Here is a 20,986-nt window from a genome sequence, read left to right as displayed (position 1 = left end):
TGTAGAGTGCAACCATACCGGCAAAATCCTGTATACCTTTTACATTCTGTCCAGGAGGTACCATGCATTCACATTCCGAACATCGACACTCAACAGAGACACAAAGTCACTGTGGCTGTGGTCATGATCATGCGAAAAAACAAACAGGTTGCAGCAGCCAGCCCGCTGCCAATATAAGTCATGACAGCTCGAATTCAGTGAGTGAGCATTCACACCAGGAGGGGGGATGCTGTAGTCAGAGCAGCCATACCGATGACGGCGATGAGGAAAGCGACAGGCTAGCTAACGCAACACCCGCGGGTAGCCAGCATTTTAGTTGGCAAGTGAAAGGGATGGATTGCCCAAGCTGCGCACGTAAAATTGAAAATGCAGTCAGTAACCTGGTCGGAATTGAAAATGTAAAAGTTCTGTTTGCTACAGAAAAACTGGTCGTCGATGCCCGTTCAGACATTCGTCTCCAAGTTCAGCAGGCCGTCATACAGGCAGGGTTCAGTCTGATCGATACTCAATCCCCTGGCGCGGGCAAAAACACTGAGTCAGAGTCACGTTTTCGCGAATATCTACCAATTGCATTATTAACCACGCTGATGCTCCTCAGTTGGGGAATCTCTTTATTCAGTATAGAGCTGAGCGAATTAGCCTTTACCGTGACTACAATTGTCGGGTTGATTCCGATTGTCACTAAAGCCTGGAAACTTATTCGCTCCGGCACACCATTTGCGATTGAAACCTTGATGAGCGTCGCGGCTATTGGCGCGATGTTTATTGGCGCAACCGCTGAAGCGGCAATGGTATTGCTGCTGTTTATGGTCGGCGAGTTACTCGAATCCTATGCAGCAAACCGCGCACGCCGTGGCGTGACAGCACTAATGGCGTTAGTTCCTGAAGAAGCCTTACTACTCAAAGAGGGTGAACGGCGACAGGTTTCCGTTGCCAGCTTGCGCCCTGGCGATATCATTGAAGTCTCACCAGGGGGTCGCTTGCCCGCTGATGCTGAATTAATGACTCCATTCGCCAGTTTCGATGAAAGTGCTCTCACTGGCGAATCTGTTCCTGTTGAACGCGTGCAAGGTGAAAAAGTCGCGGCTGGGAGTTTATCGGTCGACCGTGCTACCGAAATGCGCGTTATCTCTGAACCGGGTAATAACGCCATTGACCGTATTCTACAACTCATTGAATTAGCAGAAGAACGTCGAGCGCCTATTGAGCGTTTTATTGACCGTTTCAGTCGCATTTATACACCCGCCATTATGCTTCTCTCGGCACTGGTGATGCTGGTTCCGCCTTTGGCTTTCGCCGAGCCTTGGGATACCTGGATTTATCGTGGCCTGACACTACTGCTGATTGGCTGCCCATGCGCATTAGTTATTTCCACTCCGGCAGCCATCACCTCGGCACTGGCTGCGGCAACGCGGCGCGGAGCATTGATTAAAGGTGGTGCGGCGCTTGAGCAGCTTGGCCGCATTCAAACTGTCGCATTTGATAAAACCGGCACGCTGACTGAAGGTAAGCCACAAGTCACTGATATCCTGCCCATCTCTGGTGTGAGTGAAACTCGCCTGTTGTCACTGGCCGCAGCGGTCGAAGCAGGTTCACACCATCCTCTGGCTGTCGCGATCATGCAGCGAGCGCAGCAAAATACCCCGATGCTGCCACTCGCCGAAGAACGGCGTGCGCTGGCTGGCATTGGCGTTGAAGGCAGAGTTAACGGGTTAGTAGTTCGAGTCAGCGCACCCAGTAAAATATCGCCAGAGTTATTAACCGCCGAATGGCTCGCGCAGTTCGATGAGCTGGAAAGTAGTGGCAAAACAGCTGTCGCCGTGCTGGAAAATGAGAAATTTATTGGTGTCGTGGCGCTGCGAGACACTTTACATACCGATGCCAAACAAGCCATTGATGCCCTGAAAAAGCTGGGGATTCAAGGTGTGATGTTAACGGGTGATAACCCTCGTGCAGCGGCGGCCATTGCCGGTGAACTGGGAATTGATTACCGCGCAGGGTTGTTACCGGCTGATAAAGTGCGGGCAGTTATGACACTGAATGCAACACACCCGACAATGATGGTTGGCGATGGCATTAATGATGCTCCCGCCATGAAAGCGGCTAGCATCGGCATTGCGATGGGCAGCGGCACTGATGTGGCCTTGGAAACAGCCGATGCGGCATTGACTCATAATCGACTGACCGGGCTGGCGGAAATCATTTTGTTATCACGAGCTGCCAACGCCAATATTCGCCAAAATATTACTATCGCATTAGGGCTAAAAGGTATTTTCCTGGTGACCACATTGCTGGGTTTGACCGGTTTATGGCTAGCCGTATTAGCCGACTCTGGCGCAACCGCCTTGGTGACAGCAAACGCGCTGAGGTTATTGCGCAAGCGGGATATTTGACGACAAGGGCAAAGCGGTTTTCTACTCCGCTTTTGCCCCTTTTTTGACCAGATAGCGGTAAGGCGTCTGCCCGGTATCTTGTGCCAGCAACTGATGGTCCATAAAGCGGCAAAAACCGGGAATGTCACGGGTTGTGGCGGGATCGTCAGCAATAATAAGCAGAGTTTGACCGTCCTCCATATGCCGGACGGTTTTACGCACCATCATCACTGGCTCGGGGCAGCGCAAACCCAGGGCATCGAGTGTTTTATCCGGATTGGCAAAAATATCGGTCATTGCGGTTCTCTTGTGTGTCAGTCAACAGGCTAATAGCAAAAATGTAAGCAGGCTTACGAAGCGAGATAGTTTACTCCGCCGGTTTTTAGGTGCAAGTGGCACAATCGCTTTCGTGAAAAGGCCATCGTTTGCGCTAAAATTAACCATTGCATTCGTTGCGCAAACGCGTATTATGCCGCGCGTCGCAGAAATTGCGGCACATTATGTTTGGGTTCCCTCACCCCAATAACCAAAAAGGTCACATTTATGTTTTCGTTTACTGCCCAACAGCGGATGACCGCTTTGGTATGGCTGTCGCTATTCCATATTGTCATCATCACCTCCAGCAACTATCTGGTGCAATTACCGATATCTATCTTCGGTTTTCACACTACGTGGGGGGCTTTTACCTTTCCGTTTATCTTTTTAGCTACCGACCTGACCGTGCGGATTTTTGGTGCTCCCTTGGCGCGCCGGATTATTCTGTCCGTCATGGTGCCTGCTTTACTTATTTCGTATCTGATTTCAGCCCTGTTCTATCAGGGAAGCTGGCAAGGGTTCCCGGCATTGAGCAGCTTTAATCTGTTTGTTGCGCGCATCGCCGCTGCCAGCTTTATGGCCTATGTGCTGGGTCAAATTCTTGATGTTCAAGTATTTAACCGCCTTCGTCAGCGCAGTGCATGGTGGGTTGCCCCAACCGCCGCCATGTTCTTTGGCAATATCAGCGACACCATGGCGTTCTTCTTTATTGCTTTCTATCGCAGTTCTGATCCTTTTATGGCGGCAAACTGGGTGGAAATCGCCTTGGTAGATTATAGCTTTAAGCTACTGATTTGCATGCTATTTTTCTTGCCTGCTTATGGTATGATGCTCAATGTATTGCTGAAATACTTTGCCCGGAAGACCGAGCAGCAAACGCTAATGCAGGCGAACACCGCTGAACAATAGATTGCTTTTAGCGTCTGAATAAGGTGCGATAATGCTATTCATCATTGATAAGGGATTCCCATGCATAAAATAACCAAGTTTCTTGCTGTTGGCCTACTGGTTGTAGGATTAAGTGCCTGCGATAGCGGCAGCGATAACAATGTGGGCCAGCCAGTCAGCTTGTTGGAAGGTAAAGTCGCATTTAGTTTGCCAGCAGATTTATCTGACCAAAGCGGGAAAATGGGTAGTCAGGCTAACAACATGCACGTTTATGCCAACAAAACTGGCGATAAAGCGGTTATCGTGATTTTAGGTGATGATACCAATGAAGCTTTGAATGTGTTGACTGACCGCCTGGCCGAGCAGCAGCGTGCCCGCGATGCCAATCTACAGGTCGTGACAAATAAAGCGATTAAGGTCGATGGGCATCCTTTCCAGCAATTGGATAGTATTATTACCAGCGGTGGTCAGAAAGCCTATTCATCCGTGTTGATGGGTCAAGTTGATAACCATTTGATGACAATACAAATTACTCTGCCAGCCGACAATCAGCAGCAAGCACAAACAGAAGCTGAATCCATTATCAGCACCTTGAAGCTGAAATAGAATTCCTTGAAGGAGGTTATTGGTAACCCCTTCAAGGACAAAAGAAAATCCACAAGGTCATTGAAACCACAGGTAGGCAGCCAGCAAACAAATCCCGATGAGCTGACACCAGTCAGTGATTCGGGTGAGTGCGCGCAGCTAACACCCCTGTGGCTTCAAGGACAAAGGGGATTTAGTGCTTGTGCCAATAAAGTAATCGGATGCTCGCACTTCTTGCTGGTCGACATTTCTATCTGCCATTTACAGGTTTCGCAGTCGGTAATCACCAAATCAACACCGCTTTCTTCGATTTGTTGGAATAACGATGCGCCAATCCCTTGTGATGTCGCGTAGTTCTCTGATTTAAAACCATATGTTCCGGCAATCCCGCAACATTGGGAGTCCAATACCACCAGCTCAATACCCGGAATGCGCTGTAATAACGCCAAGGTATAAGCCGTCCAGCCCATTTTTTCCATATGGCAAGGTGTGTGATAGGCAATGCGCAGCGGTTTATTTTGGTTTGAGAGCAACGGTTTTAACGGTAATTCGCGCCCTTGATCCAATAATCGGTAAAGGTAGCGAGTCGCCAATTCCACTCTGTCGCGCACTGGTGCGGTATCGACATCTAGCAAGTGTGGATATTCATCGCGCAACGTAAAAGTACAGCTTGATGAGGTGGCGACCACCGGAATATCCCGATCAATCACAGCATCAGTCAGTGACTCCAGATTCACCCGCGCCTGTTTTTTCGCCTGTTCGATAAATCCATTTGCAATCAGCGGTACACCGCAGCATTTCTCGCGTTTAAGTAATTGAACGCCGATATTCATCGCATTGAATACACTGACTAAATCTTTGCCCAATTGCGGATGGTTGTAGTTAACAAAACAACCATGGAAAAACGCCACCTGCTCGGCATATTGCTGCTGTTTCTCAGCTTGTTTGCGATACCAGCGGCGGAATGTGCCAAACGAGTATTTTGGTAACTCACGTCGATGGTCAATTTTCAGCGCTTTATCTAGCAAGACCCGCACCGGCTTTAAACCCGTGACCGCATTGATGACCGGAGCAAATGGCGTTGATAGAGTCCCCATGATATCGGTGTGACTGAGGATAGCATCGCGCAGCTTAGGCTTATTACTGCTGTAACTGGCTTTCGCGCGTTGGATGATGTCGCCAATTTTGACATCTGACGGGCAGGCCACTTCGCAACGTTTACAGTTAGTACAATACTTCAGTGCGTCATCATATAATGCCGGATCTTTTAGGCGCAGCCGCTCACCATCAGGGCCAGCTTGTTTTGGCCCCGGATAAAGTGGGTTAACTTTCGCTACCGGGCAATAAGTGGTGCATACCGTGCATTTGATACAACTTTCAAAACTCTTATCCCGTGCCAAATGTGTATCCTGAGTGTCTTCGTGCTGTGGTAACCACGTCATAATGTCACCTCCATAGCGCTGACAATCTGCTCTGCCACAAACAAGGCACTGGTGAGAGAAACGCCTGCGCCACAGCCCTGTTGCAGCGGATCATATCCTCCGAGCACCGCGCCAATAACATGCAGGTTATCCAGTGCTACTCCCCCACGCAGCGCCCGTAGCCGGTTATCGGTGTTGACGCCAAATTGCAGATAAGGTTGCGGCGCAAACATATTGCTGTTGCTCCAATCTGCGCGGTTGGGTAGCGATAAAATATCCAGATCCAGTATTGGCTCGTAGACGTGCTCAAAGGTTGCTACCAGCCCATTACTGAAAAAACTGCCACTCGCCAGCACCATCTGAGCCGCACGCAGTGGAATATCACCATGATTACGGCTATACAGCCCGGTAATTCGGTTCCCCACCAGTTCAGCACGCAATACCGCATCCCCCGGCATGACAATACCGCCTAATTGTTGGAAACGGTGGCGCAAAGCTTGATGTAGGCGCATGCCGAGTAATGACGGCGGTAGTGTGGGCAACAATTGAATCGGTTTACCTACCGCCGCGCGTAGTGCCTCTAAGGGGGCTGACTCATCAAGACCGATACAGGCAGGCAGTAGAATCATTTCCGCCGTTGATGATAGACGCGCCAGCTCATCGGCCAGCGGTTGCAAGTTTTCGGGTAAGTCCAATACACGCGCAATATTCACCGCGCGAAATTCGCTAGGGTTATCGCGTAAACGGTCCAGCGCCGGTAAATGCAGATAATCCGATGTGACTTCAACACCCTGTTCCTGCAAGGCACTGGCGACCATCTGCGGCTGAAAATCGAGGAATCCTTCAATACCAATCACCGCCACTTTTTGCCAGGGTAACGGGCCTTCTAATGGCGCAACCGGAATATCCGCTGGGCTGAGCCATGTAGGTCGACAGTTGCCTAGCGGTGTCAGACGTAAGTGATTTTTGGCCGCACTGCCAACCAGACTCAGGCCGCAGCGGCTTAGCAGAGACTCGGCTTGTTGGGCCAACTCACCCACCTGACCTGTTTGCCCCATCTTGCTGTAAGGGTGCTCCGGCGCTAACTCCGCCAGCGTTTCAAGTGCTGAGAGTGGCTGGCTGACCGCCTGCCCATTAGGTAATTTCGCCAATAGATCCAAAGAGCCAGAGGAGAAATGCAATGCATTTTGACCGGCGCTGACAATCGCGCAATATTTACCTTGTTCGGCGAGGCGGATACCGCACACCAGCCCAGCTAATCCACCACCGATGATAATCACATCAAATTTCATCTGGTTTCTCCTGAACATTGGCTGTGTTCGGGCTGTCATCCAAGCCACAAAGCCCTTGATAAACCCAATGGGTAAACTCGCTTTCCCGCAAGGCGTCACCCCATGCTATCGGGCGCACACCTTTCCAGCGCTCATTCAAAAACTGCCTAAGCTGTTCACGAGATTGCTGCGGTGTGGTCACTTTAAAGCGACTGAGTAAACCCGCAGCGCGGCAAGCACAAAGCTCACCCTGACAAGTTCCCATGCCAACCCGGGTGCGACGACGTAAATCCAGCAGGTTATTAACCGACAATGATTCAATGGCATAGCGCACTTCGCCAGCAGTCACCGCTTCACATTCACACACCAAACTGTTGTCCAGACGGTTTCCTGCCAATAACTGTGTCGCACGGTCACCATGACGATAAACCGCCGAGCCACGGATACTGGCAGGTAAAGAAATCACTTTGCTGAGCGTTTGCTCCGCTGATTGCTGTGAACCAGGCAGTGGCTCTTGAGCCGTGGTGCAAGCCGCTGTCACGCCCAACTTTTCACACACTTTATCTGTCGCCCATTCTGCCATCAGCCGGTAGGTCATCAACTTGCCACCGGTGATGGTGATAAAGCCTTCCAGCCCATCGCGGCTGGCGTGATCGAGCAATACAATGCCGCGACTCACATTACGCCCTGAAGGATCATCATCACTGGCAACCAGCGGTCGAACCCCGGCATAAGCACGCAAAATGCGCGTTTGCGCCAGTTGCGGCGACAGCTTGGAGCCTTCGCGAATTAAGGTATCCACCTCTTGTGCCGTTACAACCATATTGTCTATCTGATCGTATTCAATATGAGTGGAGGTGGTGCCAATCAGTGAAATGGTATCGCCCGGCACCAGAATGTCGGCATCTGCGGGTTTACGGCAGCGGTTGATCACCATGTTGTTGATCCGATGACCCAGGATCAACAGTGCGCCTTTGGCGGGGAACATGCGAATACGAAGATCGGCGTATTCGGCAATGTGCTGCCCCCAGATCCCCGCCGCATTCACGACGATTTGCGCATGAATATCATATTGTCGCTGATTTTTATGATCGAAAACGCGCACGCCACTGACCCGGTCACCGTGGCGCAGTAAGCCGATAACTTCGTGATAAGTCAGTACATTAGCCCCGTGCTCACGGGCATCCAACATATTGGCGGCAGTTAAGCGGAAGGGGTCAACAGTGCCATCAGGTACCCGCACGGCCGCAATCAGCGTGGGGTTAGCGGCAGGTTCGAGCCGTAATGCTTGTTTGGGATCAATGGCTTCAGCCTCGATCCCCGCTTCCTGACAGCGCGCGATAAATTGCTGCTGATATTCCAGCGAGTCTTCCGGCAAGGTGATAAACAGGCCATCGGTTTGCTCAATACAATGGCGGGCAATGCGTTTGAGAATCCGGTTTTCTTCAATACATTCACGCGCGGACTCACCATCAGTCACAGCATAACGCGCGCCACTGTGTAATAAGCCATGATTGCGGCCGGTAGCGCCGGTGGCAATATCGTGCCGCTCCAAGAGCGTACAAGCCAAACCCCGTCGGGCGCAGTCTCGGGCAATCCCGGCACCGGTCGCACCACCACCAATGATGATGACATCCGTTTCTGTGTAAGGAGAACTGTTCGTCATGAAAGACCCCACATTATCAGACAGCCGCCTGGCGGCTAATTATGAGTCTATTGAGCCACAGTCTTTATGGGTATTGTTTGATAAGGAACAAAAACGAACGAAAAACGAAAGCAAGATGGTGTTTAAAAACCATGATTGTGATCAAAGTCACAGGTAATTTGTCATTACCAGTTTCAAAATGTTAACCAATCGCTCAAAATTACCACCGCTTTCATATAACTGTAACAAATGCGCCATTACTCACAGATAAGTTTGGCGAATTTATCTAGCATGGCGCTCGTTATGGAACATATACACTAAATAATTCGAGCTACATGAAGGCGGCAACTGAGCGAGTCTCGAGGAGCTTACATAAGTAAGTGACTGGGGTGAACGAAGGCAGCCAACACATATGCAGCTTGAAGTATGACGGGTATAAACGATAGTACGTAAGTCGTTTAACTACCGGCAGCCCTTAACAAACGGGTAGATACCAGGCTACACCGGAGTCAAAAACTACAAAAAAGCCATTGGAGGCACTTATGTTGAGTATTTTTAAGCCCGCGCCACATGTGGCACGGCTTCCCGCAGACCAGGTTGACCCCACTTACCGCCGCTTACGCTGGCAAATCTTCATGGGCATATTTTTCGGTTACGCAGCCTACTACTTGGTGCGTAAAAACTTTACTCTGGCCATGCCGTATTTGATCGAACAAGGGTTCTCTCGTGGGGATCTGGGCTTCGCGCTATCCGGTATTTCTATTGCTTACGGCTTCTCAAAATTCATCATGGGTTCGGTTTCTGACCGGTCTAACCCACGGGTGTTCCTCTCTGCCGGTTTGATTCTCGCCGCAGCCGTGATGCTGTTTATGGGCTTTGTGCCTTGGGCAACATCCAGTATCGCCGTCATGTTCGTGCTGTTGTTCTTATGCGGCTGGTTCCAGGGTATGGGGTGGCCGCCATGTGGCCGTACCATGGTGCACTGGTGGTCGAAGAAAGAACGCGGCAGTATCGTTTCTGTCTGGAACTGCGCCCATAACGTGGGTGGTGGCTTGCCGCCATTGCTGTTCTTGCTAGGTATGGCATGGTTTAACGACTGGAAAGCCGCGCTCTATATGCCAGCGTTCGGTGCCATTTTGGTGGCATTGATTGTCTTTGGTTTAATGCGTGACACCCCACAATCTGTGGGCTTACCTCCGATTGAAGAATACAAAAACGATTATCCGGACGACTACAGCGATAAAGCAGAAGAAGAACTGACGGCGAAGCAAATCTTCATGCAATACATTTTGCCAAACAAGCTGTTATGGTATATCGCGATTGCTAACGTTTTTGTTTATTTGCTGCGTTACGGCATCCTCGATTGGTCACCAACCTACCTGAAAGAAGTAAAACACTTCGCGCTGGATAAATCCTCATGGGCTTATTTCCTGTATGAATACGCTGGTATTCCAGGGACGCTGCTGTGTGGTTGGATGTCTGACAAAGTGTTTAAAGGTAACCGTGGTGCTACCGGCGTGTTCTTTATGACTCTGGTGACTATTGCAACCATCGTTTACTGGCTAAACCCAGTGGGTAATCCTGGCATCGATATGGCCTGTATGATCACCATCGGCTTCCTGATTTACGGCCCGGTGATGTTAATTGGCTTACATGCCCTTGAATTAGCACCGAAAAAAGCAGCGGGTACCGCAGCAGGCTTCACCGGTTTGTTCGGCTATCTGGGCGGTTCGGTCGCGGCCAGTGCCATCGTCGGTTACACCGTTGACTACTTCGGTTGGGACGGCGGCTTTATGGTCATGATTGGCGGTAGTATCCTGGCGGTTCTGTTATTGATTGTGGTGATGTTCAGCGAGAAAAAACATCACGAAGAACTGGCAAGACAGGCCGAGATGGATAAAAAATAGGATCAATAAATTTGTATCCTAATGATTAAGTAGCTTACAGGCTGTGCCGTTATCTATGGATTAATAGCGACACAGCCTTTTTCATACCCTGAAATTGATAAATGGAGCAATATCAATGAAAACCCATATCAAAACCCTGGTAGCAAGTATGATTCTGGCATCTTCAGTCGCCAGCATGGCACATGCGGCAGACCCCGTAGCCAAAGATAAATCAGCCGATAAAGTGGTTATCGCGCATCGTGGAGCCAGTGGCTATTTGCCTGAGCACTCACTGCCAGCCAAAGCCATGGCGTATGCACAAGGCGCTGATTATCTTGAACAAGACTTGGTGATGACTAAAGATAATGAGTTGGTGGTTCTGCATGACCATTATCTGGATCGCGTGACCGATGTTGCTGAGCGCTTCCCTGATCGGGCACGTAAAGATGGCCGCTATTACGCTATTGACTTCACTTTACCGGAAATCAAGTCACTAAAATTTACCGAAGGCTTTGATATTGATAAAGAGGGTAAAAAAGTACAGAGCTATCCGGGCCGCTTCCCGATGGGCAAAGCTGACTTCCGTGTGCACACCTTCCAGGAAGAGATTGAATTTGTTCAGGGGCTGAATCATTCGACCGGCAAGAACATCGGCATCTATCCTGAAATCAAAGCGCCGTGGTTCCATAAACAGGAAGGGAAAGACATTTCCACCAAGGTGTTGGAAGTGTTGAAACAGTATGGTTACACCACCAAAGCCGATAAAGTCTATCTGCAATGCTTTGATGCCAATGAATTAAAACGTATCAAGAATGAGCTGGAACCGAAGATGGGCATGAACCTGAAACTGGTTCAACTGGTGGCTTATACTGACTGGAATGAGACCTACGAACAGAAACCTGATGGCAAGTGGGTTAATTACAGTTATGACTGGATGTTCAAGCCGGGAGCAATGAAGCAAGTCGCGCAATATGCCGACGGTATCGGCCCTGACTATCATATGCTGGTGGTTGAAACTTCTACGCCAAATAACATCAAGCTGACCAATATGGTGAAAGAAGCACATGCCAACAATATGATGGTTCACCCTTTCACCATCCGTGCTGACAAGTTGCCTAAATACGCCACTGACGTGAACCAGCTGTTTGATATTATCTACAATCAGGCTGGGGTTGACGGGGTATTTACCGATTTCCCAGATAAAGGTGTGCAATTCCTGCAAAAACAGGGGCAGCACCAGTAAGTTAGCTACAGTCAGTTAAAAATCAGAAGTTAAAAATCAGAAGTTAAAAACTGAAATCAAAAAGGGGGGACGGTAAGGGTTATCGTCCCCCCTCAGACTGATTACAAAGTTAAATGAAGGGGAATCGTGCCGTTGGGGTCGTAGTGGTGTAAGCCACCGGAGTGCCCCTGGGTGCGGTAACCCCTTCACTCACTGAGCTATCAGCCCTTTGCCAATAACTTCCCGTTATTTATCAGAGCCTAAGAACATCTTGCGCAAATAATGCGGCACAGCGTCATCAGCATTAGAACCAATCACTTCCAGATTCGGCAACATATCTTTTAGGCGCTGATGAGCATCGCGCATAATGCAGCCCTTGCCCGACATAGAGAGCATTTCCAAATCATTCATGCCATCGCCAAATGCGATACATTCTTTCAATGAATAACCAATGATTTTAGCGACTTGCTCAAGTGCGTGGCCTTTGGAAACACCACCGCCCATGACTTCCAGACAGGTTGGGAAAGAGAAGCTGACATTTACCCGATCGCCCCAACGCGCGTTGATGGCCTCTTCCAAAATCAATAACTTATCGTGATCGTCGCAGGTAAAGTAGACCTTACATACCCCGTCGGTCGGCAGTAAAGCCGGTTCGAACACTTGATATTTGAACACCGACTCGCGGAAGAACTCTTCCTGCGCCGGGCTTTCGCGGTTCATGTACCATTCGTCATTCAAATAAACGTTGGTCAGAATATCTGGATTGTGGTGTTCGATATTGTACAAGTCACGGGCGATATCCGCATCGAGGTTATGGCTGAAAATCAGCTCTCCAGCCGTGTTGTGCACGCGCGCGCCATTGGAGGTTATCATAAAGGCACTGATCTCCAGATTGTCGCGGATTTGCGCCACATCAATATGGTGGCGGCCGGTCGCAAACACAAAGTGCACATCACGCTGCGTCAGCAACTTAAGTGTCTCTTTGGTATAAGGCGTCAGTATGTGGTCAGGTGACAGCAGGGTGCCATCTAAATCGGAAGCAACAACATGATACATAGCGGTATGTTCTAACCTCTGGTGGTGTCGGAGTCTTGAGGGCCGACTGGTTTTTTATGTTGTAAAGAAGAGTGATGTTGCGCAAAAAAGCGCAATATGGCGCTTAGCGCCTCGGCACGCAGGGTGTCCCGTTCGAACAGGATCTCATGGCGTGCGCCTTTAATTAACTTCGGCTGCTCCCCTTCGCAAGGGTGCCCCGCCAGAGTCATTGCCTGAGTAAATGCATTATGGGCCGGGTTATGTACTACCCGATCCTCACTGGCCTGTAGTAACAGAACCGGTGTGGTAATTTTGTCTGCTTGAGCAATAATTTGCTCCCCCACCAGCAGGCTTTCACGAACCCAATGATAGGTTGGCCCGCCGACGCGGATTTCTGGGCTGTCAGCATATTGGCGCAAGTAGCGGCGATAGCGCTCGCGGCTGTGAGTCAGCATATTGACCACATAGGGCAATGGCCGCCACTGCCCGGTGCCTATTGCATAGTAATCCCGCAGCTTTTGATGTTTCTCAGTCCAATCGACAATCCGATGAGCCAGCCAGCCCGGCATCGGCAAATGGATGCCAAACATGGGTGCGCAGAGCGCTACAGCATTAAACACTGTCGGTTCTCGCGCCAGATAACGGGTCAGTATCGCCCCCCCCATAGAGTGGGCCAATGCAAAACGCTGCTGATAATGGCTTCCGGTTATCTCACGCTGCACCAGCTGCGCAAAATCTTCAATGTAATCATCAAATTTGATCACATGCCCGCGGTTACGATCATCAAGTATTCGCCCGGATCGGCCCTGCCCACGATGATCCAACACAATAACATCATAGCCTTGCTGGAATAGATCATAAGCCACTTCGGGATATTTAACGTAACTTTCAATGCGGCCTGGCACTACCACCACCACGCGGGTATGTTGCGGTGAACAAAAACGAACATAGCGAATGGGGATATTATCGACCCCCATAAACTCATCTTCATCCCGCTGCTGCCAGAAATCTAACAATGGGCCGTTAACAAAAGCAGCAAACTGCTCTTCGCGGGTCAACCAGTTATTCATATGATTATCTAACGGCATCGCGTGGCTCGATATAACGTGAGTTGTAAATCATGAGCTTATAAATCATGACGTTGTAAATCATGACGTTGTAAATCATGGTGTTATAAAACGGAGCTGATTGCAGCTTCTGGCCTGAATTACTCGGTATTCTGTGAGCCATAGCACAACTATTAGCAATGGAGTATTGTGGCATAAATTTACACATTCAGGGAACTTTGCCGATGACCTTAGACTGGTGGTTAACTTATCTGCTGACCACACTTATCCTCAGTTTGTCCCCCGGTTCGGGTGCTATTAATACTATGAGCACCGCCATCAGCCACGGTACGCGCGGAGTGATTGCCTCCATTTGCGGATTACAATTAGGGCTGGCCGTGCACATTGTACTGGTCGGTGTCGGCCTGGGTGCACTGATTTCACAATCGCTACTGGCATTTGAACTATTAAAATGGCTCGGGGCCGCTTATTTAATCTGGCTTGGTATTCAACAATGGCGCGCGGCCGGTGCGCTGGATCTGCACGCATTGGCCAACAGTATGCCACGGCGAAAACTGTTTAAACGCGCGGTGTTTGTTAATCTGACCAACCCGAAAAGCATTGTTTTCCTGGCCGCATTGTTCCCACAATTTGTTCTGCCGCATCAACCGCAGGTGGCGCAATATCTGATTCTCGGCAGCACCAGTGTGATAGTCGATATTATCGTGATGATGGGTTACGCGACTCTTGCCACACGAATTGCTGGCTGGATTAAATCACCACAGCAAATGAAATTATTGAATCGGATATTTGGCGGCTTATTCATGCTGGTAGGCGCATTATTGGCCACCGCGCGCAAAGTATAAAACACACTGGTATACCCCCGACCGGGCAACTCACCGGTTGGGGAACTCGCTAGCGAGACAATATCAGATGGATACCAAAACCAGCGAAGAGTACCCCAGCCAGCCCATCAATCCATTTGGATAATCGTTGATAACCACGGCGCATCACCGGCAAAGCAAAGACACAGGCCACAATGCTAAACCAGACAAAAGTTTCCGCCACAATCAGCACAAATAACCCCCAGCGCGCGCCAGCAGTCACATTATCACCAACAAACAATGAAAATACGCTGCCGAAATAGATAACCGCTTTGGGGTTCGATAAATTAGTTAGAAAGCCACGCAAGAAAGTCCGGCCACGCGCAGGAAGTGCAACTTGCACTTCAGCTTCTGAAGTGTCTCGTTTGGAACGGGCTGATTTCAGCAATTGCCAACCCATCCAGCACAGGTATAACCCACCACCGACCATAATAATCTGATGCAACCACGCCATTTTATGCAAGATAAGATTTAGCCCCATCAGAGCGACGCCAGCCCAGACAACGATCCCCAAAGAAATACCGGTCACTCCCATCATCGCTTCGCGGCGTGAGCGGCTGGCCGCTGTTTGCGACACAAAAAAGAAATCAGGCCCTGGGCTCATCAAAGCAACCAAGTGCACCAGCGCGACAGTCAAAAATAGCATTAGCATGAGGCATTTCTCTTTAATAAATAAGTCTTTAATAAATAAGTCTTTAACAAATAAGCGGCGTATTAATCATCAACGTTGTTATCAACATGAATGTTATCAACATGGTCGCGGATCATCGCCATAAACGGCGCGCCAAAGCGCTCCAGCTTACGTTGCCCGACGCCATTGACACTCAACAGTTCACTGGCAGTAATTGGCATCTGCTCCGCCATCTCCAGCAAGGTGGCATCGTTAAACACCACATAAGGCGGAATATTACCTTCGTCGGCGATAGATTTGCGTAATTTACGCAATTTGGCGAACAATTTGCGATCGTAATTGCCGCCATAGGATTTTTGATTCGCGCTGCTACGCACTTTCAAACTCTGGATTCGCGGTACGGCCAGTTGTAGTGGCAATTCAGCTCGTAATACCGGGCGTGCAGCCTCGGTCAACTGCAAGGCGGAGAACATGGCAATATTCTGACTCAATAATCCGAGATGAATCAGTTGGCGTAGAACACTGACCCAATGCTCATGACTCTGTTCACGACCAATGCCGTAAACTGACAGTTTGTCATGGCCAAATTCACGAATACGCTGGTTATTGGCCCCGCGCAGCACCTCGACGATATACCCCAAACCAAACCGCTGCCCGACGCGATACACACATGACAGCGCTTTTTGCGCATCGGCCAGCCCATCGTAGCGTTTGGGTGGATCGAGGCAGATATCACAGTTACCGCATGACTGCTGTTTGCCTTCACCAAAATAGTTCAGCAAGACTAATCGGCGACAGGTTTGCGCTTCAGCAAAAGCCCCCATCGCATTAAGTTTATGCCGCTCAATATCTTGTTGCGCACCAGCCGGTTTCTCTTCCAGACAACGGCGCAACCACGCCATATCAGCTGGGTCATACAGCAACATCGCCTCGGCGGGCAAACCATCACGGCCGGCACGGCCAGTTTCCTGATAGTAAGATTCGATAGTACGCGGGATATCAAAATGCACCACAAAACGAACGTTAGGTTTGTTAATCCCCATACCGAAAGCCACGGTGGCGACCACCACTTGCAAATCATCGCGCTGAAAAGCTTCCTGCACCTGTGCGCGGCGCTCATTGTCCAGCCCGGCATGGTAAGCCGCCACACTTAAGCCACGGCTTTGTAGGCGCGCGGTGGTGTCTTCTACCTTAGCCCGGCTATTGCAGTAAATAATGCCACTTTTGCCACGCTGGTCTTGAACAAAACGCCACAGTTGATCAAGCGGTTTGAACTTCTCAACCAGGGTGTAACGAATATTCGGGCGATCAAAGCTGCTGACCTGAATTAATGGCTGATCCAGATTGAGTAACCGCACGATATCGCCGCGCGTGGCTTCATCAGCCGTCGCGGTCAGTGCTATCACCGGTAAATTAGGGAAACGCTGCTTTAACTGACCAAGGGCACGGTATTCCGGGCGAAAATCATGACCCCATTGAGAGATACAATGTGCTTCATCCACCGCCAACAGCGCAGGACGCCACTGGTGCAGTTGATCAAGAAAGCTCTCCATCACCAGCCGTTCAGGCGCGATGTATAGCAGCTTAATCTGACCGCTGCGGCAGCCGTCCATCACCGCCAATTGCTGCTCGCGTGTTTGTGATGAATTTAGGCACCCCGCGCCCACGCCATAGGCCAGCAGTTGGTCAACCTGATCTTTCATCAAAGAAATTAAGGGGGAGACCACCAGCGTTAAGCCATCCGTCACCAGTGCCGGGATCTGATAACACAAGGATTTACCGCCGCCCGTTGGCATCACTACCAGACAATCTTGCCCTGATAGAGTGGCGTTGATAATTTCTTGTTGTCCGGGCCGGAATTGCTGGTAGCCGAAAGTATCTCGCAATACCTGCTCTGCCAGTAACTCCCTATTTATCACTGCTGCGGTTGACACACTATTCCCCAACTATGAGATCTGCACAGGCCGGTTAACCGGCCTGTGTCTGAAACTTTTCTAACGCCGGATGACGTTAAAGGACATCATTCAACATGATACCCACACCCACCCGTGTTTGCCTAAAGTTATAGTCAATCATTGACTCACCATAACCACTGAACACTTGGGTATAGAAACGAACATGCTTGGTGATTGGGTAGCTCCAGCCCATTTCAGCACCACCATAACCGGTATTCCAGTTATAACGGCCATCCAGACTGAACACACTTTCACCCAAGGCATAGCCCACTTTCAACCGATAATAGCCCATGTATTTATTGATATCCGGGTTGTCATCTTTGCTGTCGCTTTCAGGGAGACGATACCAAGGCTTTAGGTCGATTTCCAAGTTGCCGCGTTGCGCCATCAGGCGGGTATAAACGCGATCCCAGCTACGTGAGGTAGGATCAGCTTTACCGTTAGACTGGTGATTATAACCAAATTCTACTTCGCGGAATGTCCAGCCAGCCAGCTCATAATCGGTAGCCCAGGCCAGGAACAGTTGTGGTTCGTAGTTGGTTTCACGGAAGGGTGAGGATTCATCTTTGTTCGATGCTTGCCACCAGGAGCGTTGAGTATATGAAGCACCCAGCAGCGAGTTATCACCGGCAATACCGCGCCAGATAGGGAAGCCCAAGCTCAATTGGAATTTAACTTCATCCTTATTGGCATTCTGCGCCCAATCATAAGAGCTTATCGCATCTTTATTGATATCGCTGGTATAAGTATAGAGTAAGTAGTTGGTTTCATACGGATAAAGCAAGAACGGATTATCGTGATCTTGCAACATTGCCGCAATAATACTGCCACGCACTGTCGGTGCGTCATGAATCTTCTCAACCGTTGCTTCTTCTGCATGCACCAAAGTCGGCACCAGTAATAAAGCGATTAAAATCTGCCAAAATCTACCCATCATTCCCCCATCACCTTACGAATTATTTCTATTTGTAATGAAAACAGCTCATTCTACACACAAATGTTATCTGAGATTAGTGTTGTTTATATTTATGATTTAACGACTGGAAAACAACAAAATAGGAGCATAAAATAAACAAACTAATAACATGAAAAATTATCTTTTAAGAGAAAACCAATGCCTGTAACACCTTTAACTCTGGAGAGTGCCCGCAACCTCATCGGTGAAATCTTTGTCTACCACATGCCATTTAACCGCGAATTAGGATTAAAATTAACTCGCTTCGAGCAAGATTTCGCCGAAATTACTTTTGATAATAATGACAAACTGGTCGGTAATATTGCGCAGCGGATTTTACACGGTGGTGTTATTGCTGCGGTGCTGGATGTTGCGGCGGGTCTGGTGTGTGTTGGGAACAGCTTGGTTCGCCATGAACCGCTGATTCAGGAACAACTGCAAATGAAGCTGGCCAAAATGGGAACCATCGACCTGCGTGTCGACTATTTGCGCCCTGGCCGCGGCGAGCATTTTATTGCCAGCAGCTGCATTTTACGCAGTGGTAACAAGGTATCTGTTGCCAGAGTTGAGTTGCATAATGAAAACCAAATGCATATCGCCAGCGCGACTGCGACCTATCTGGTTGGCTGATGCGGCCTATTGCGGTGATGAATAATAACGTGAAGTTAAGTACACTCACCGCATCTCCTTTCTTGTTCTGAGCCACACCATGGATAAACAACGAACCCGTCAGGGCATTTTCTTTGCTCTGGCTGCCTATTTTATTTGGGGTATCGCCCCTGCTTATTTCAAGCTCATCCAACAGGTGCCGGCTGATGAAATTTTGACTCATCGGATTATCTGGTCATTTTTCTTTATGCTGATCTTGCTGACTGTTAGCCGTAATTGGCCACAGGTCCGCAGCGCCATTAAAAACCGCAAGCGCCTGCTATTACTGGCGGTAACTGCGGTGTTAATTGCCAGTAACTGGTTATTATTTATTTGGGCAGTCAACCACAACCACATGCTGGAAGCCAGTCTGGGCTACTTTATTAACCCGTTGGTTAACGTGTTATTTGGCATGCTATTTCTCGGCGAACGTTTTCGCCGCATGCAATGGGTGGCGGTGGCACTGGCGTTCGGCGGGGTATTAATTCAGCTGTGGCAGTTCGGTTCACTGCCGGTGATTGGCTTGGGGCTAGCGATTACCTTTGCGTTATACGGATTGATCCGCAAAAAGCTGGGGATTGATGCCCAAACCGGCATGTTGGTTGAAACAATGTGGCTATTACCGATCGCGGCAGTTTATCTGTTCTTTATTGCCGATAGCCCAACCAGCCACATGGGTGCCAATGCCTGGTCGCTGAATGTTCTATTAGCCGCCGCAGGGGTGATTACTACTATCCCACTGCTGTTCTTCACCGCTGCTGCCACACGTTTACGGCTGTCGACGCTGGGCTTCTTCCAGTATCTGGGGCCAACGCTGATGTTTATTCTGGCGGTCACTTTCTATGGTGAGACTATCGGCAACGATAAGATGGTCACTTTCGTCTTTATCTGGGCAGCACTGTTGTTGTTCACACTGGATGCGCTCTATACCCAACGCAAGTTGCGCGGCTAACAGTTCAAATGCTAAAAAAGCTCGATAACATGAGTTACCGGGCTTTTTTATTCACCCATACCCTAAATAATTCGAGTTGCAGGAAGGCGGCAATTGAGTAAATCCCCAGGAGCTTACTCAAGTAAGTGACTGGGGTGCGCGAAAGCAGCCAACGCACATGCAGCTTGAAGTATGACGGGTATGAAGGTTAGAGCCAGTTCTTGCGTTTGAAATAAAGATATGGCGCTAACCCGGCAATAATCATTAAACCAATCGCCGCCGGATAACCAAATGACCAACGTAGCTCCGGCATAAACTCAAAGTTCATCCCGTAGCTGGATGCGACCAACGTAGGCGGTAGGAAGACAACCGAGACCACCGAGAAGATCTTGATGATACGGTTCTGTTCGATGTTGATAAAACCCATCGCTGCTTGCATCAGGAAGTTAACTTTCTGGAACAAGGATTCATTGTGCGGTAGTAGGGATTCGATATCGCGCAGCACCTCACGAGCTTGTTCCAGTTGGCCACTTGGCAAACGCGCTTTACGCACCAGGAAATTCAGCGCCCGCTGGGTATCCATCAGACATAACCGTACTTTCCAGCCGATATCTTCCTGCTCCGCCAATGTGGAGAGCGCAGCATCATATTCATCGCCCTGCTGGCCTTCCATGATAACGCGGCTCAAGGCTTCTAAGTCGCTGTAAATATTCTCAATTTCATCTGCCAGCTGTTCGATTTTGGTTTCAAACAAGTCCAGCAGCAACTCATAGGCATTACCATCAACCAGTGTCTGATTACGTGCGCGCATGCGATATAAACGAAATGCCGGTAATTCACGTTCGCGCAGGGTATACAGGCGACCATCCCGAATAGTGAATGCCACCGTTGAGTTACCTGCGTGGTCTTCAGCATCTTCATAATAGAAGAAGGAGTGGATATGCAGGCCATCCTCATCTTCAAAGAATCGTGCGGAAGCCTCGATGTCGTCCAATTCTGGCCGGGTCGCCAGGCTTTGCCCTAACTCATTCTGGACGCGTTCCCGCTCCCCCTCTTCTGGCTCGACTAAATCGACCCAAAGTGAGGTTGTCAGGTCATCTGATTCATCCAGCTCCAAACGGGATAAGCGATTGTTACTTAATTTAAATGCGCTCAGCATGTGCCAAAACTCCCTTGCGGTGATGGATAGGGAAAACGCATTGAAGCACAGAAACAGGTGAGTATTGAAATACCGTTTGTTTCAGACCGTTAGGAGATCTGACTCACAGCGACGGTTTAGCGGGGCCGCTGACAACC

At 49.5% G+C, this 20,986-nt stretch carries 19 protein-coding genes; 9 read left to right on the top strand and 10 right to left on the bottom strand.

Annotation, left to right across the window (positions count from 1 at the left end):
* Window positions 1-62: 62 nt before the first annotated feature.
* Window positions 63-2,393 carry a zinc/cadmium/mercury/lead-transporting ATPase gene (locus FGL26_RS17085; RefSeq protein ID WP_005176378.1) on the top strand — a complete coding sequence of 777 codons (2,331 nt, stop codon included), beginning with the start codon at window positions 63-65 and terminating at the stop codon, window positions 2,391-2,393.
* Between the two features lie 21 nt (window positions 2,394-2,414).
* Here the strand turns inward: FGL26_RS17085 and tusA are convergent, their stop codons facing one another.
* Window positions 2,415-2,669, bottom strand: a complete 255-nt coding sequence (gene tusA, locus FGL26_RS17080) for a sulfurtransferase TusA (protein WP_005176396.1) — start codon at window positions 2,667-2,669, stop codon at window positions 2,415-2,417.
* A gap of 246 nt (window positions 2,670-2,915) precedes the next feature.
* Here tusA and FGL26_RS17075 point away from each other — a divergent pair, with 246 nt between their 5' ends.
* Both FGL26_RS17075 and FGL26_RS17070 read left to right on the top strand, forming a co-directional pair.
* A complete protein-coding gene (locus FGL26_RS17075) occupies window positions 2,916-3,596 on the top strand; it encodes a 7-cyano-7-deazaguanine/7-aminomethyl-7-deazaguanine transporter (RefSeq protein ID WP_005176399.1) in 681 nt (226 codons plus the stop codon).
* Window positions 3,597-3,656: 60 nt separating this feature from the next.
* Window positions 3,657-4,181, top strand: a complete 525-nt coding sequence (locus FGL26_RS17070; protein ID WP_005176402.1) for a DcrB family lipoprotein — start codon at window positions 3,657-3,659, stop codon at window positions 4,179-4,181.
* Window positions 4,182-4,336: 155 nt separating this feature from the next.
* Here the strand turns inward: FGL26_RS17070 and glpC are convergent, their stop codons facing one another.
* From glpC to glpA, 3 genes are read right to left on the bottom strand one after another with little or no spacing between them, the layout of a single operon-like run.
* Window positions 4,337-5,602: an anaerobic glycerol-3-phosphate dehydrogenase subunit GlpC gene (gene glpC, locus FGL26_RS17065; RefSeq protein ID WP_005176405.1), complete on the bottom strand. Its 1,266-nt coding sequence runs from the start codon at window positions 5,600-5,602 to the stop codon at window positions 4,337-4,339.
* A complete protein-coding gene (gene glpB / locus FGL26_RS17060; RefSeq protein ID WP_005176408.1) occupies window positions 5,599-6,873 on the bottom strand; it encodes a glycerol-3-phosphate dehydrogenase subunit GlpB in 1,275 nt (424 codons plus the stop codon). The genes glpC and glpB overlap by 4 nt, the downstream gene beginning before the upstream one ends.
* Window positions 6,863-8,518 (bottom strand): anaerobic glycerol-3-phosphate dehydrogenase subunit A, encoded by a 1,656-nt coding sequence (gene glpA, locus FGL26_RS17055; RefSeq protein ID WP_011815350.1) that lies wholly within the window; start codon window positions 8,516-8,518, stop codon window positions 6,863-6,865. The genes glpB and glpA overlap by 11 nt, the downstream gene beginning before the upstream one ends.
* Here glpA and FGL26_RS21520 point away from each other — a divergent pair.
* The 3 genes from FGL26_RS21520 to glpQ all read left to right on the top strand — a co-directional run bounded on the left by FGL26_RS21520 (window position 8,517) and on the right by glpQ (window position 11,626).
* On the top strand, window positions 8,517-8,675 hold the full coding sequence (locus FGL26_RS21520; protein ID WP_005176112.1) for a hypothetical protein: 159 nt from the start codon (window positions 8,517-8,519) through the stop codon (window positions 8,673-8,675). The two genes, glpA and FGL26_RS21520, sit on opposite strands and share 2 nt — an antisense overlap.
* A 364-nt stretch (window positions 8,676-9,039) precedes the next feature.
* Window positions 9,040-10,404 (top strand): glycerol-3-phosphate transporter, encoded by a 1,365-nt coding sequence (gene glpT, locus FGL26_RS17050; protein WP_005176114.1) that lies wholly within the window; start codon window positions 9,040-9,042, stop codon window positions 10,402-10,404.
* Window positions 10,405-10,519: 115 nt separating this feature from the next.
* Window positions 10,520-11,626, top strand: coding sequence for a glycerophosphodiester phosphodiesterase (gene glpQ / locus FGL26_RS17045; RefSeq protein ID WP_005176116.1), 1,107 nt, complete (start codon window positions 10,520-10,522; stop codon window positions 11,624-11,626).
* 225 nt (window positions 11,627-11,851) lie between these two features.
* On the opposite strand, the gene yigL is transcribed toward glpQ, so the two are convergent.
* Window positions 11,852-12,661 carry a sugar/pyridoxal phosphate phosphatase YigL gene (gene yigL, locus FGL26_RS17040; RefSeq protein WP_005176120.1) on the bottom strand — a complete coding sequence of 270 codons (810 nt, stop codon included), beginning with the start codon at window positions 12,659-12,661 and terminating at the stop codon, window positions 11,852-11,854.
* A gap of 11 nt (window positions 12,662-12,672) precedes the next feature.
* The gene (gene pldB / locus FGL26_RS17035) at window positions 12,673-13,728 is read right to left on the bottom strand and encodes a lysophospholipase L2 (protein ID WP_005176123.1); all 1,056 of its coding nucleotides are present in this window, start codon (window positions 13,726-13,728) and stop codon (window positions 12,673-12,675) included.
* Between the two features lie 203 nt (window positions 13,729-13,931).
* Between pldB and rhtB the strand changes: the two genes are divergently transcribed.
* On the top strand, window positions 13,932-14,552 hold the full coding sequence (gene rhtB / locus FGL26_RS17030) for a homoserine/homoserine lactone efflux protein (protein WP_005176125.1): 621 nt from the start codon (window positions 13,932-13,934) through the stop codon (window positions 14,550-14,552).
* A 49-nt stretch (window positions 14,553-14,601) separates the two neighbouring features.
* On the opposite strand, the gene rhtC is transcribed toward rhtB, so the two are convergent.
* The 3 genes from rhtC to pldA all read right to left on the bottom strand — a co-directional run bounded on the left by rhtC (window position 14,602) and on the right by pldA (window position 18,090).
* Window positions 14,602-15,222: a threonine export protein RhtC gene (gene rhtC / locus FGL26_RS17025; RefSeq protein WP_005176129.1), complete on the bottom strand. Its 621-nt coding sequence runs from the start codon at window positions 15,220-15,222 to the stop codon at window positions 14,602-14,604.
* Window positions 15,223-15,284: 62 nt separating this feature from the next.
* Window positions 15,285-17,135: an ATP-dependent DNA helicase RecQ gene (recQ, locus tag FGL26_RS17020; protein ID WP_005166232.1), complete on the bottom strand. Its 1,851-nt coding sequence runs from the start codon at window positions 17,133-17,135 to the stop codon at window positions 15,285-15,287.
* A gap of 76 nt (window positions 17,136-17,211) precedes the next feature.
* Window positions 17,212-18,090, bottom strand: a complete 879-nt coding sequence (pldA, locus tag FGL26_RS17015; protein WP_005176135.1) for a phospholipase A — start codon at window positions 18,088-18,090, stop codon at window positions 17,212-17,214.
* 180 nt (window positions 18,091-18,270) lie between these two features.
* Here pldA and FGL26_RS17010 point away from each other — a divergent pair, with 180 nt between their 5' ends.
* Both FGL26_RS17010 and rarD read left to right on the top strand, forming a co-directional pair.
* Window positions 18,271-18,741 (top strand): thioesterase family protein, encoded by a 471-nt coding sequence (locus FGL26_RS17010; protein WP_005176136.1) that lies wholly within the window; start codon window positions 18,271-18,273, stop codon window positions 18,739-18,741.
* A gap of 79 nt (window positions 18,742-18,820) precedes the next feature.
* Entirely contained in the window at window positions 18,821-19,711 is an 891-nt protein-coding gene (gene rarD / locus FGL26_RS17005) for an EamA family transporter RarD (RefSeq protein WP_005176139.1), read from the top strand.
* Window positions 19,712-19,898: 187 nt separating this feature from the next.
* Here rarD and corA read toward each other — a convergent pair whose 3' ends face one another.
* Window positions 19,899-20,849: a magnesium/cobalt transporter CorA gene (corA, locus tag FGL26_RS17000; protein ID WP_005166238.1), complete on the bottom strand. Its 951-nt coding sequence runs from the start codon at window positions 20,847-20,849 to the stop codon at window positions 19,899-19,901.
* Window positions 20,850-20,986 lie beyond the last annotated feature (137 nt).

The organism is Yersinia enterocolitica subsp. enterocolitica, assembly GCF_901472495.1.
Classification (GTDB): Bacteria; Pseudomonadota; Gammaproteobacteria; order Enterobacterales; family Enterobacteriaceae; genus Yersinia; species Yersinia enterocolitica.
This window is presented reverse-complemented; position numbering and strand designations above follow the sequence as displayed.

Coding starts and splice junctions, on each gene's coding strand:
- FGL26_RS21520 (WP_005176112.1), top strand. CDS start 8,517: ATGAAAGACCCCACATTATCAGACAGCCGCCTGGCGGCTAATTATGAG.
- corA (WP_005166238.1), bottom strand. CDS start 20,849: ATGCTGAGCGCATTTAAATTAAGTAACAATCGCTTATCCCGTTTGGAG.
- tusA (WP_005176396.1), bottom strand. CDS start 2,669: ATGACCGATATTTTTGCCAATCCGGATAAAACACTCGATGCCCTGGGT.
- glpQ (WP_005176116.1), top strand. CDS start 10,520: ATGAAAACCCATATCAAAACCCTGGTAGCAAGTATGATTCTGGCATCT.
- rhtB (WP_005176125.1), top strand. CDS start 13,932: ATGACCTTAGACTGGTGGTTAACTTATCTGCTGACCACACTTATCCTC.
- pldA (WP_005176135.1), bottom strand. CDS start 18,090: ATGGGTAGATTTTGGCAGATTTTAATCGCTTTATTACTGGTGCCGACT.
- glpA (WP_011815350.1), bottom strand. CDS start 8,518: ATGACGAACAGTTCTCCTTACACAGAAACGGATGTCATCATCATTGGT.
- rarD (WP_005176139.1), top strand. CDS start 18,821: ATGGATAAACAACGAACCCGTCAGGGCATTTTCTTTGCTCTGGCTGCC.
- FGL26_RS17085 (WP_005176378.1), top strand. CDS start 63: ATGCATTCACATTCCGAACATCGACACTCAACAGAGACACAAAGTCAC.
- FGL26_RS17075 (WP_005176399.1), top strand. CDS start 2,916: ATGTTTTCGTTTACTGCCCAACAGCGGATGACCGCTTTGGTATGGCTG.
- glpT (WP_005176114.1), top strand. CDS start 9,040: ATGTTGAGTATTTTTAAGCCCGCGCCACATGTGGCACGGCTTCCCGCA.
- yigL (WP_005176120.1), bottom strand. CDS start 12,661: ATGTATCATGTTGTTGCTTCCGATTTAGATGGCACCCTGCTGTCACCT.
- rhtC (WP_005176129.1), bottom strand. CDS start 15,222: ATGCTAATGCTATTTTTGACTGTCGCGCTGGTGCACTTGGTTGCTTTG.
- FGL26_RS17070 (WP_005176402.1), top strand. CDS start 3,657: ATGCATAAAATAACCAAGTTTCTTGCTGTTGGCCTACTGGTTGTAGGA.
- glpB (WP_005176408.1), bottom strand. CDS start 6,873: ATGAAATTTGATGTGATTATCATCGGTGGTGGATTAGCTGGGCTGGTG.
- pldB (WP_005176123.1), bottom strand. CDS start 13,728: ATGCCGTTAGATAATCATATGAATAACTGGTTGACCCGCGAAGAGCAG.
- FGL26_RS17010 (WP_005176136.1), top strand. CDS start 18,271: ATGCCTGTAACACCTTTAACTCTGGAGAGTGCCCGCAACCTCATCGGT.
- glpC (WP_005176405.1), bottom strand. CDS start 5,602: ATGACGTGGTTACCACAGCACGAAGACACTCAGGATACACATTTGGCA.